Below are 12,550 nucleotides of genomic sequence, written 5' to 3'. Positions count from 1 at the left end.
AAAAACTTCAAAGCGAGAGAATATTCTTTCTTGCTTTGAAGTTTTTTTGTTTTCTGATTCTTTGTAAAAAAGCATCTTGCAAAGCGATGATTAATATAGATAAAAAGGTTTCAATTGTGAATCAGTAATGATAGAATTAACAAGAATAGAGACTTTTGTCAGAAAAATGCAGTACAAATGTCAAGCTGAAGTCAACTTGTCTAACAGTAAATGAAATGTAACTAACATAAACAGAAATATAGATAAAGATATAGGGGAGAAAGACTGATGGCGAATTTTTTACGTAACTTAATTGAAAATGATAAAAAAGAATTAAAAAGCCTAAGCAAAATAGCTAAGCAAGTTGAAGAGTTTGCGGATGAAATGGCAAATCTACCGGATGATGGATTAAAAGCAAAAACACCGGAATTTAAAAAAAGATACCAAGATGGAGAGAGCTTAGACGCTTTGCTGCCTGAAGCTTTTGCAGTTGTACGAGAAGCAGCTAAACGCGTATTAGGGTTGTACCCTTATCATGTGCAATTGATGGGTGGAGTTACTCTACATCGTGGAAATATTCCAGAGATGAAAACGGGTGAAGGTAAAACTTTAACGGCAACAATGCCTGTATATCTAAATGCATTAACAGGTGAAGGCGTTCATGTTGTAACGGTAAATGAATATTTATCTAGTCGTGATGCTACTGAAATGGGAGAGTTGTATGAATGGTTAGGCTTAACTGTGGGCTTAAACTTAAATTCAAAATCTTCAGAAGAAAAACGTGAAGCTTATTTAGCGGATGTTATGTACAGTACGAATAATGAATTGGGATTTGATTACCTTAGAGATAACATGGTTGTCTATAAAGAACAAATGGTACAAAGACCATTAAATTACGCTATTGTCGATGAAGTCGACTCTATTTTAATTGATGAAGCTAGAACACCATTGATTATTTCAGGTCAAGCAGAGAAATCTACAGCTCTTTATAATCGAACAGACTTTTTTGTTAAAGGATTAAAAGAAGAGGAGGACTATACAATTGATATTCCTTCTAAAACAATTGCTTTAACCGAAAATGGAATTGAAAAAGCTGAAAAAACATTTAGAATTGATAATTTGTATGATGTTGAAAATCAAGCTTTGACACACCATATTGACCAAGCGTTGAGAGCTAATTTTATTATGCATCATGACGTGGATTACGTTATCCAAGAAGGAAAAGTAATGATTGTTGACCAATTTACTGGTCGAATTATGGAAGGTCGTCGCTATTCTGATGGCTTGCATCAAGCTATTGAAGCAAAAGAAAATGTAGAGATTCAAAATGAATCAAAAACTATGGCAAATATTACGTTCCAAAACTATTTCCGTATGTATAAAAAATTAGCAGGTATGACAGGTACGGCAAAAACGGAAGAAGAAGAATTCCGTGAAATTTACAATATCCATGTTGTTTCAATACCAACGAATAAACCACTTATTCGTGAAGATAAAGCCGATTTGCTTTACCCAACATTGGAAAGTAAGTACAATGCTGTAGTGGAAGAAATTAAAGAACGCCATGCCAATGGTCAGCCAGTACTAGTTGGAACGGTTGCCGTTGAAACTTCTGAATTGATATCAGGGTTGTTAAGAAAAAATAAAATTCCACATCAAGTTTTAAATGCTAAAAATCATTTTAAAGAAGCTGAGATTATTACTAATGCTGGCCAAAAAGGCGGCGTTACTATAGCAACAAATATGGCTGGACGTGGAACAGATATCAAATTAGGCGCAGGTGTTCGTGAAGTAGGCGGATTATGTGTCATTGGTACAGAACGTCATGAATCACGTCGTATTGACAATCAATTGCGTGGACGTTCAGGTCGTCAGGGAGATCCTGGTGTGACTCAATTCTATCTTTCTTTAGAAGATGAACTGATGAAACGATTCGGTTCAGAACGTATTCAAGCTGTTCTTGAACGCTTAAAAGTTAGTGAAGAAGACGCTGTAATCCAAAGCAAAATGATTTCTCGTCAAGTAGAGTCTGCTCAAAAACGTGTTGAAGGAAATAACTATGATACACGTAAAAATGTGTTGCAATATGATGATGTGATGCGTGAACAACGCGAAATCATGTACAATCAAAGACTTGAAGTCATCATGGCTGAAGAGTCACTAAAACATGTGACTGTTCCAATGATCGAGCGTACCATTTCACGTATTGTTCAAATTAATACTCAAGGAACAAAAGAAGAATGGAAATTACAAACCATACTTGATTTTGCACAAGCTGCATTAGTTCATCCGGATGATATCTCTCTAAGTGATTTAGAAGGTAAAACAGTTGCAGAAATTGAAACAGTATTGTTAGATGCAGCACAATCTATCTATACTGAAAAAGAAAAACAATTAAATGGTAAAGAGCAAGTATTAGAATTTGAAAAAGTTGTTATTCTACGTGTGGTAGATAGTAAATGGACTGAACACATCGATACGATGGAACAATTGCGTCAAGGAATTGGACTTCGTGCTTATGGACAAAGCAATCCATTAGTTGAGTATCAAGCAGAAGGGTTCAAATTATTTGAAGAAATGATTGCTTCTATTGATTATGAAGTTACACGTCTACTCATGAAATCACAAATTCGTCAAAATTTAAAAAGAGAACAAGTTGCAAAAGGAACGACTGCACGTTCGACGGGTGATGGCCAAGTAGTGAAAGAAGCGCACAAAAAACCGATTAAAATAGAGAGTTCAAAAATAGGTCGTAATGATCCTTGTCCATGTGGTAGCGGTAAAAAATATAAAAATTGCCACGGAAATGTTGAATAAGCAGCATCCGTAAATATTTTTTTAAGAATCAAGTCAACTAAAATAGATAGAAGAAAAACACGATTTGCTAGTAGAGTCGTGTTTTTCTGAATTGGAGTGGGAATAATGGAGTTAAGTGATATTAGAAATTATTTAGAAACGGCAGATAAAAAAATAAATGGTTTTGGGAGGTCTCTTTGACTTAGAGAATCTGGAAAGAGACATTGCTGAATACAATGATAGAATGACGGAACCAACTTTTTGGGAAGATGCCCAAAAAGCTCAAACTGTTATTAATGAAGCAAACGAGTTGAAAGAAAAATACAATCAATATAATGACCTTGTAACCGAGAAAGAAGATTTAGAGTTGTTACTTGAAATGGTCAAAGAAGAGAATGATGAAGAATTAGCCAAAGAGTTAAATAGTAAAATCAGTCCTTTCTTAGATAAGTTAGATCAATATGAACTAGATCTATTATTGAGTGACCCATATGATAAAAATAATGCGATTATTGAACTTCATCCTGGAGCAGGTGGAACCGAATCACAAGATTGGGGAAGCTTATTGCTTCGTATGTACACGAGATGGGCTGAAAAAAGAGGATTTAAAATTGAAACGCTAAATTATCAATCTGGCGATGAAGCAGGTATCAAGAGTGTTACGTTGCTTATCAAAGGAATGAACGCATATGGATATTTAAAAGCTGAAAAAGGGGTTCATCGCTTAGTACGGATTTCACCTTTTGACTCTGCCGGAAGAAGACATACGTCGTTTGTTTCTATCGATGTTGTTCCAGAATTAGACGACAGTGTGGACATTAAAATTAATTCAGATGATTTGAAAATAGACACTTACAGAGCAACTGGAGCAGGTGGACAGCATATCAATACCACCGATTCTGCTGTTCGAATTACGCATATTCCAAGTGGCGTAGTAGTGGCTAGTCAAGCTCAGCGCTCACAATTGAAAAATAGAGATCAAGCTATGAGTATGTTGAAAGCAAAACTTTACCAACTTGAAGTTGAAGAACAAGAAAAAGAAATGGCTGCTATAAGAGGCGAACAATTAGAAATTGGTTGGGGTTCTCAAATCAGATCATATGTTTTTCATCCTTATTCAATGGTGAAAGATCACCGCACAAATTATGAAACGGGAAACATTGCACAAGTTATGGATGGTGGAATAGATCCGTTTATACAGGCCTATTTAAGAAGTAAAGTATCTGACCTAGAAGAATAAAATAAAAAAGTCAAAATTCCGACATATTTAATCTAATTGTCAGAATTTTGATTTTTTTGTCTGTAATAAAAGAAATCTACCTAATCCCAAAAATGTAGCCTTTTATAGAATGTATTGGGGAAAGAAACCTGTATTTAGGTTTTTTTAAAGAAAATAGTGGGAAAATAAAGATAAATGCTAAAATGCGATAGGATAAAACAGTTACATTACAAATATAATACGAATTGAAATGAATTTGTAAAGAAAATACAACCGACATATTTTTTTATAATGCTATAATAGTTAAGCATTGAGGAAAAGTACCGATTGAGGTAGAAGCAACACCTGAATTGTGATTTAGAAACTAATAAAAGTTAGGTGATAATAATGATTGAAATGCTAAATGTCTACAAGAAATACCCTAATGGCATTACAGCAATTAACGGTTTATCTGTTCGTATTGAAGCAGGTGAATTTGTTTATGTTGTCGGACCTAGTGGTGCTGGTAAATCAACTTTTATTAAGATGATTTATCGTGAAGAAAAAGCTACTAAAGGAACGATTAAAGTCGGTGATTTTGATTTAATGACAATAAAAGAAAAAAACATTCCATATTTAAGACGTTATGTAGGAGTAGTTTTCCAAGATTTTAAATTGCTACCTAAATTGACAGTTTATGAGAATATTGCGTATGCGATGGAAGTTGTCGAAAAAAACCCTAAAGCCATTCAAAAAAGAGTATTAGAAGTTCTCGAACTAGTCGGTTTGAAACACAAAGTGCGTATGTTTCCTAATGAATTATCAGGTGGTGAGCAACAACGAATTGCAATAGCAAGAGCGATTGCAAATACACCGCACATTCTGATCGCAGATGAACCTACAGGAAATCTTGATCCAGATACTTCATGGGAAATCATGAAAATTCTAGAAGAAATCAGCAATCAAGGTACAACCGTAATAATGGCTACTCATAATAGTCAAATCGTTAATGTTGTTAAACACCGTGTTCTTGCGGTTGAGAATGGACGCATCGTCCGAGATCAATTGGAAGGAGATTACGGTTATGAAGCCTAGAACAGTAAAGAGACATATAATTGATAGCTTTAAAAGTTTAAAAAGAAATGGCTGGATGTCTCTAGCAGCAGTAAGTGCTGTAACAGTAACGCTCCTACTAGTAGGAACATTTATTGCTATGTTGATGAATGTTAATAAACTAGCTACAGATATTGAAAATGATGTAAGTGTTCGAGTTTATATTGATCTAGCTGCAAATGAAGATCAGCAAAAAGAATTACAGACAGAATTAGAAACACTTGAGAATGTAGACTCTGTTGAGTTTTCAAGTCGTGAAGATGAACTGAAACAAGTAGTTGGAAGCTATGGTGATGAATTTAATTTATTTGATGGAGACGATAATCCTCTATATGACGTTTTTATTGTCAATACGGATGTTCCAGAAAATACAGCACCAGTTGCAAAACAAATTGAAGATTTAGAGTATGTTACTCAAGTCAATTATGGTGGAGCAACAGCAGACAGCTTATTTAAAACAATGAATACTGTTCGTAATATTGGAGCAGTTGTTATAGTAGCTTTAATTTTAACGGCTGTATTTTTAATCTCGAACACGATTCGAATCACGATCTTCTCACGTCGTACTGAGATTGAAATTATGAAATTAGTCGGTGCAACAAATTGGTATATCAGATGGCCTTTCTTAATTGAAGGAGCTTTAATTGGACTTGTGGGTGCCATAATTCCAGTAGCTATACTAAGTTTTGTATATGTAACGGCTTATGGTATAGGAACAGACTTCTTAAAAGGTACGTATTTTGGATTATTAGCACCAAATCCATTTTTATACCAAGTTGGAGGATTAATGTTGGCAATCGGAATTATCATTGGTGCGATTGGATCATTTATGTCAATTAGAAAATTCTTAAAAGTATAATAACTTTAACTAAAAATCAAAAACTAAAATCATTTGGGAAAACGGGGGATAACAAAGTTGAATAAAAAGTTTATTAACATAGCTTTAGTTGCAGCATTAGGATTTACAACCTATATAGCACCTATAACAGCATTTGCAAGTACAGATAAAGATATCCAAACAACTACAGAAAAATTGGTGAATTTAAAAGATAAAGAAGTTTCAGCTGAATCTCAATTAGCAGCTATTACAACTGCGATCACTGATAATGAAAACAAAGCATCATCTTTGATGAATGAAATGAAGGAAACGCAAACTAACTTACAAAAGTTAAAAGTGCAAATTTCTGATTTGAATGCAGCTATTGAGAAACGTGAAGCTAAATTAAATGAGCAAGCACGTTCTGTACAAACAGACGGAGATAGCCAAAATTATGTGGAATTTGTCATAAATGCTAAATCATTTGCTGATGTTATTGGACGCGTTGATGTTGTTTCTCAAATTGTTTCTGCAAACCAAGAGTTAGTTGAAGCTCAAGCAAATGACAAAAAAGCGGTAGCTGCAAAACAAAAAGAAACCGAGTCAAATATAGAAAAACAAACAGTAGTTGCTGCGAAATTGGAAGCTTCTAAAACAGATTTGGAACAACAAAAATTAGAAAAAGAAGCAGTAGTTGCATCGATTGCTGCTGAAAAAGCTGGTTTAGAAAGTGAAAAAGAGAAGTTCTTAGCTGTTAAAGCTGTTGCGGAACAAGGTGCAGAAGAATTGGCACTTGTTAAAACAACTACTGCTACAACTGGAAAAGTTGAAACAATTAGTACGAGTACTGAAGTGAAAGATTCTGCTACTTCAACTAATATTGCTTCAAAAGTAACAGCTAAACCAGTTGAAACAGAAAATGCTGCTTCAACAACTAAAGCTCCAATTGGTTCATGGGCAACAATTAAAAGTGCAGCCTATGGAGTTAGTGGAACACCTTATCTTTATGGTGGAACGACTATTAGTGGATTTGATTGTTCTGGTTTTACTAGATATGCATTTGCTGCAGCTGGAATCAATCTTCCTCGTACGGCTGGTGCACAATACGCAGCTACAACTAAAATTTCACAATCTGAAGCTCAACCTGGAGATTTAGTATTCTTTAATCAAACAGGAAGCATTGATCATGTGGGAATTTATCTTGGAAACAATCAGTTTATTGGCTCTCAATCTTCAACTGGAGTTGCTGTTACAACAATTAGCCAAGCTTACTGGGCTCAATACCTAGTTGGTTTTGGTCGTGTAAACTAAAAAATTCTATGTAACAATTAATTTATTCTAACCGTTTCCCAAAAACGATTTAAAAACCATTTGCTAATTTGGTGTTAGCAAATGGTTTTTTTTTTGCGTTTTTTTTAGGCCCTTCGTCAAATAGTGTGAATGCTTCTAAAAATTCTTTCGAAATAACCGGATTTGCTCGTAAGAGCTTTGAATACTACACAGGGCTACAAATAATTCTATTACTCCAGAATGTTAAACATGAACTAAATTCAACTATCTACAACAAAAAGTATGGAGGCTTTTTTCAGATAATAGAAGAAATATAAGCTAGAAACTGTTTTAAGTGTAAAAATCATGTAAACTATATTTAGAAACGGATATATCCGTGATTATATTGAATTAGTTTGATAAAATAGAAAAGAAGCAGAAAAGGAGTAGATGTAAATGGCTGCAAATTTTTTTATTGCACTAGCGCTATTTTTTGTTCAACCCGTATTTATCATTGGATTGGTTTTTACGATTTGGACAAGTTATCGTAGAATCAATCATGAAAGAAGCAATCATAGGGTAGCAATTTATAATACATTGTACGAAATTAAAAATTATTTACTATTAGGACTTCTTTTTGGAGTAGTTGGATCTATTCTGTTAACCATTATAGGAGTTCCGGTTACAATGGATTGGATTATAATCTATCAAATCGTAGCAATCGTGAGTTTGATTTTTGGCTATCGATTTATTCACCCTTTATTTACATTTTCAATAAGTTCTTTACTGCTAATAGGACTATCATTTATGTTAAACAGTAGTGATTTTTCTTTTATGCCTAGCACTTGGTACCACCCATTAAGTCAAGCTGAGTTCAATGGGAAACCGTTATTAATGAATGTGTTTATTATACTTATTTTCTTATTAGCAACCTCTATTTTTACAATTAAGAGAACCGCTGATCGTCACCTATCAGCACGGTTTTTAAAAACAAAACGTGGGAAAAAAATTGCGAAATACCCTATTAAACCATTTTGGGTATTGCCGTTACTATTAGTTGTTCCAGGCGAAAGCTTTCATGCTTTCTTTAGCTGGTGGCCAGTCTTTTCAATTGGAAATGAACAGTACTCTTTCTTTTGGCTTCCCGTGTTAATGGGCCTGCAATTTACAGTACAGTCTCAGATTCCAAAAGAAGCAGTTTCAAAAATTGCTAAAGATTTAATGATTTTATTAGGAATTGCTTTGATTAGTGTGATTAGCTCTTTCTGGGTTCCGTATGCTTTGGTTGCGGGTTTTGTCTTATTGATTGTCGGTGGACTAATCACCCTGGACCGACACCGTAAGCGCGAAAAACAGTGGAGTGTTCTTTTTGGACCAGCTGAAAATGGAATAAAAATTATTGGTATTCGTCCAGATACTCCAGCTGAAAAGATGAATTTAATGGTTGGCGATACTATTATTGAGTGCAATAATCTTACTATCGAAACTGAAACAGATTTTTATCAAGCTTTATCAAAAAACAGTGTTTATTGCCATCTGAAAGTTAGCGGTGTGGATGGTGAACTCCGGTTAACTGAAACGGCGATCTATGCAGATTCTCCACATGAAATCGGAGTAGTCATCTTAACAAAGTAATTTAGTTTATGGAACTTATAAATTAAAATTTTTTTATAGGCGGGATAAAAAATGAAAAAAGTATTAATTGTCGATGATGAACAATCAATTTTAACATTGTTAGCTTTTAATCTAGAAAAAGAAGGTTACCATGTAGATACTGCTTTGGATGGCTTAGAAGGTTATGAAATGGCACTAGCACACGCTTATGATTTTATTATTTTAGATTTGATGTTGCCATCAATGGGTGGTATGGATATTTGTAAAAAGTTGAGACAAGAAAAAATTGACGCACCGATAATGATGTTAACAGCAAAAGACGATGAACTTGAAAAAATCATTGGTCTCGAATTAGGTGCAGATGACTATATGACAAAACCATTTAGTCCACGTGAAGTACTTGCTAGAATGAAAGCCATTATGAGACGAATGAGTAGTAAAAGCAATGCAGAAGAAGCTTTAAAAACTAAAGATACTATAAAAGAAGAAGCTGAATTGGTCCAAGTAGGCGATATTCGAATTGATCCTAGTCAGTATGAAGTAATTGTTAGAGATGAAAAAGTTGATGTTACACCAAAAGAATTTGAATTACTGATGTATATGATTAAGCGAATTAACCGTATTTTGAGCAGAGAACAGTTGCTGGATGCTATATGGAATTTCGATTACGCTGGTGAAACGCGGATAGTGGATGTGCATATTAGTCACTTAAGAGAAAAAATAGAAGTTGATACAAAAAATCCTACTTATATTCGAACGGTTAGAGGTTTCGGCTATAAGTTTGAGGATCCAAAAAAATGAGAAAGCTCCAATTTCGAATTTTAGCCATCTTTATTGCGATATTTACAATTTTTAGTATTTCTATTGTTATTTTCTCAACGAACTTATTGCAAGAATATGCTAGTACTAGTCAACAAGAAGCATTGATTAAGCAAGCGAAAACAGTTGCAAGTATGCTTCAATTAGATACTGAAAATACAACAAATCTAGCATCTTTAGCGACTAGTTTAGCCACTCTGGATATGCAATCAGAAGAAAGATTAACCGTTATTGATCTTTCTGGTGTGGTAGTTTATGATTCTGTAACCAATAAAGAGGTATTAGAAAATCACAACAATCGGGAAGAATTTAAAGCTGTATTGGCAGGAGACGAAATAGGAACTTCTGTTAGAAAAAGCAAAAGTACTAATGAAACGTTGTATTATGTCGCTGTCCCATTATTCGGAAAACAAGATGAACTGTTAGGTGTTTTACGTTTGGCTAGACCAGTTGCAGATATTAATCAAATCAGCGAACAGATAAAAAAATCTCTGTTGATTTTTAGTGTACTGGCACTTATCCTAACTACCTTTATTACGCTTATTATAACTAAACGTATAGCAAAACCCATCAATGATATTATGGAAGTCGCTGAAAGTCTTTCAGATAAAAGATATGAAGTTAGATACACAGGTAATGCTTATGGAGAAGTGGCTGATTTGGGTGAAACAATCAATGATCTAGCGACTAGTTTAGAAGAACAAAACTTAGAGCTAGTTCAAAATGATAAACGACTGTATGAACTGATTAATCATCTTGTTATCGGAGTTATGCTAATTGATGAACACCGCATTATAAAAATGGTCAATCCAGCAATGAGCGTTATTTTAGGCGAAGATGTCAGTCAATTGGTCGGAAATTCATACGTAGAAGCAACAAAAAGTTATGGCTTAAGCCACATGATTGAAATGGCTTATCAAAAAAATGAACAACAAAATGATGAAATATATTTTTATTATCCTAAAGATAAAATTGTTGATGCAAATATTGTCCCAATTGATGGAAAAGAACCGGGGGAGCAAAATTTAATCGTACTTCTTTATGATATTACAGAGATTAGAAGATTAGAAAAAGTGCGAACGGACTTTGTAACGAATGCTTCCCATGAATTAAAAACGCCAGTTACAGCTCTTAAAGGTTTTTCAGAAACGTTGTTAGATGGAGCTATGGAAGATAAAGAAGTCCTAAAACAATTTTTAGAAATTATGTTAGCTGAAAGCAGTCGATTAGATTTTTTGGTGAATGATATCCTAGAGTTGTCCAAGTTGGAACAGAAACAAGTCCCACTTAAAATAGAAGAAATTAATCTTACTGAAGCTGTTATATCAACATTTCAATTGGTTAAGCAAAAAGCAGATGAGAAAAAAATGAAGTTGAATATAATCGAAGAAGATAACCTGTTCATCACTGGAGACAGCAGTCGTTTAAAACAAATATTAGCTAATCTAATCAACAATGCAGTTGTTTATACGCAAGAAAGTGGCGAGGTAGAAGTCACTATAAAAAAAGAAAATAATTTTGCTGTTATCAAGGTTTCAGATAATGGAATAGGAATACCTGAAGACGAGCAAGATCGAATTTTTGAACGTTTTTATAGAGTAGACAAAGCCCGTAGTCGTAATTCTGGTGGAACTGGTCTAGGCTTATCCATTGTTAAGTATTTAGTTGAAAACTTGAATGGATTTATTACGGTTGAGAGTAAGCTTGGATTAGGAACCACTTTTATTGTCAAATTGCCTATTCAACCGAAATGATGACAGAGCTTACTAGTAATAATGAAAGAGAAGTTGCTATTTAAAAATGATTGTCTAATAAATAGTTTGAAGCCGAAAAACCTTGGGATTAATTTCTTGAGGTTTTTTTTGTATGCAAATAGACTGTAAAGCATTTACAAAATTTTAACACTCTTTACAAAAATCAACAAAAACATTACATGAAGTGAGGCTAAAATTAATATTCATTGGGTAAGATGGGTTATGTGGACGAGGGGTAAAAGTGTCCAACATTATAACTGAAAAGGATGGGAAATATGACTATTACAAAACTATCAAAACTGACTTTAACAATGGGCGTAGGATTAACATTAGCAGCTTGTGGAGCTGATTCAGGTTCAACAGATTCATCAAAAGATGCAGGAGGATTTGATGCTTCTCAAACAATCAATGTTATTTCAAGAGAAGACGGTTCAGGTACTCGTGGAGCATTTACAGAAATTACAGGTGTGCTAGTAAAAGACGGAGATAATGAAACAGATAATACTTACTCTGCAGCAACGATTCAAAATAGTACTAGCGGTGTTATGACAACCGTTGCTGGAGATCCTACATCAATTGGGTATATTTCATTAGGTTCATTAGATGATAGTGTTAAGGCCGTGAATATTGAAGGAATAGAAGCAACAGCTGAAACTGTTCAAGATAATTCCTATGCAATTGCTCGTCCATTTAATCTTGCTCATAATGGAGAATTAAGCGAAGTAGCACAAGATTTCTGGAGTTACATCATGAGTGCTGAAGGACAAGAAATCGTTGTTGGTGAAGGTTATGTTGAAGCTGTAACGGATGCTCCTGCATATGAAGCAACTGATGGTATGTCAGGGAAAATAAGTGTTGTCGGATCTACTTCTGTAACACCTGTAATGGAAGTTTTAGTTGAAGGTTATACAGCACTTAATCCAGATGTCACAATCGATGTTACATCAAATGGTTCTTCGGCTGGTATGACAGCTGCAATGGACGGATCAGCTGATATTGGAATGGCTTCTCGTGAACTAAAAGACGAAGAATTAGAAGTCTTGACTGCTGAACCGATTGCGATTGACGGTATTGCAGTAATCGTTAATACTGAAAACTCTATTGAAGATTTAACAATGGAACAAGTTAAGCAAATTTTTACAGGTGAAGTAACAACATGGGACGAAATTGCTAAATAATCATTAGGTATAA

The 12,550-nt window shown here is 34.3% G+C and carries 8 protein-coding genes and 2 pseudogenes; all 10 read left to right on the top strand.

The annotated features are described in order from the left end of the window. Positions 1 to 267: 267 nt before the first annotated feature. A pseudogene (gene secA / locus BP18_RS07180) lies at positions 268 to 2,650 on the top strand (preprotein translocase subunit SecA); the annotation flags it as partial. Between the two features lie 68 nt (positions 2,651 to 2,718). After that, positions 2,719 to 2,796 (top strand): annotated as a pseudogene (locus tag BP18_RS13015) (SEC-C metal-binding domain-containing protein); the annotation flags it as partial. Positions 2,797 to 2,901: 105 nt separating this feature from the next. Beyond that, positions 2,902 to 4,015 (top strand): peptide chain release factor 2 gene (prfB, locus tag BP18_RS07175; RefSeq protein ID WP_197050098.1). Its coding sequence is split into 2 segments (ribosomal slippage): positions 2,902 to 2,973 and positions 2,975 to 4,015, totalling 1,113 coding nucleotides; the frame shifts between segments, so codons are not numbered across the junction. A gap of 366 nt (positions 4,016 to 4,381) precedes the next feature. Beyond that, positions 4,382 to 5,068, top strand: coding sequence for a cell division ATP-binding protein FtsE (ftsE, locus tag BP18_RS07170; protein ID WP_007721581.1), 687 nt, complete (start codon positions 4,382 to 4,384; stop codon positions 5,066 to 5,068). Beyond that, on the top strand, positions 5,058 to 5,945 hold the full coding sequence (gene ftsX, locus BP18_RS07165) for a permease-like cell division protein FtsX (protein ID WP_007721580.1): 888 nt from the start codon (positions 5,058 to 5,060) through the stop codon (positions 5,943 to 5,945). Before ftsE ends, ftsX begins: the two co-directional genes overlap by 11 nt. A 57-nt stretch (positions 5,946 to 6,002) precedes the next feature. Then, positions 6,003 to 7,214, top strand: a complete 1,212-nt coding sequence (locus tag BP18_RS07160; protein WP_035050527.1) for a C40 family peptidase — start codon at positions 6,003 to 6,005, stop codon at positions 7,212 to 7,214. 414 nt (positions 7,215 to 7,628) lie between these two features. Then, entirely contained in the window at positions 7,629 to 8,807 is a 1,179-nt protein-coding gene (locus BP18_RS07155) for a PDZ domain-containing protein (RefSeq protein WP_035050525.1), read from the top strand. Between the two features lie 51 nt (positions 8,808 to 8,858). Further along, a complete protein-coding gene (locus BP18_RS07150) occupies positions 8,859 to 9,587 on the top strand; it encodes a response regulator transcription factor (RefSeq protein WP_007721576.1) in 729 nt (242 codons plus the stop codon). After that, the gene (pnpS, locus tag BP18_RS07145; RefSeq protein WP_029277399.1) at positions 9,584 to 11,359 is read left to right on the top strand and encodes a two-component system histidine kinase PnpS; all 1,776 of its coding nucleotides are present in this window, start codon (positions 9,584 to 9,586) and stop codon (positions 11,357 to 11,359) included. The genes BP18_RS07150 and pnpS overlap by 4 nt, the downstream gene beginning before the upstream one ends. 275 nt (positions 11,360 to 11,634) lie before the next feature. Then, a complete protein-coding gene (locus BP18_RS07140; protein WP_007721573.1) occupies positions 11,635 to 12,537 on the top strand; it encodes a substrate-binding domain-containing protein in 903 nt (300 codons plus the stop codon). Positions 12,538 to 12,550 lie beyond the last annotated feature (13 nt).

The sequence above is a fragment of the Carnobacterium jeotgali MS3 genome, from assembly GCF_000745125.1.
GTDB lineage: Bacteria > Bacillota > Bacilli > Lactobacillales > Carnobacteriaceae > Carnobacterium_B > Carnobacterium_B jeotgali.
This window is presented reverse-complemented; position numbering and strand designations above follow the sequence as displayed.

What these genes read in the sequence shown, in the direction of transcription:
- BP18_RS07150 (WP_007721576.1), top strand. Translation starts at nt 8,859, where the DNA reads ATGAAAAAAGTATTAATTGTCGATGATGAACAATCAATTTTAACATTG.
- BP18_RS07155 (WP_035050525.1), top strand. Translation starts at nt 7,629, where the DNA reads ATGGCTGCAAATTTTTTTATTGCACTAGCGCTATTTTTTGTTCAACCC.
- ftsE (WP_007721581.1), top strand. Translation starts at nt 4,382, where the DNA reads ATGATTGAAATGCTAAATGTCTACAAGAAATACCCTAATGGCATTACA.
- pnpS (WP_029277399.1), top strand. Translation starts at nt 9,584, where the DNA reads ATGAGAAAGCTCCAATTTCGAATTTTAGCCATCTTTATTGCGATATTT.
- BP18_RS07140 (WP_007721573.1), top strand. Translation starts at nt 11,635, where the DNA reads ATGACTATTACAAAACTATCAAAACTGACTTTAACAATGGGCGTAGGA.
- ftsX (WP_007721580.1), top strand. Translation starts at nt 5,058, where the DNA reads ATGAAGCCTAGAACAGTAAAGAGACATATAATTGATAGCTTTAAAAGT.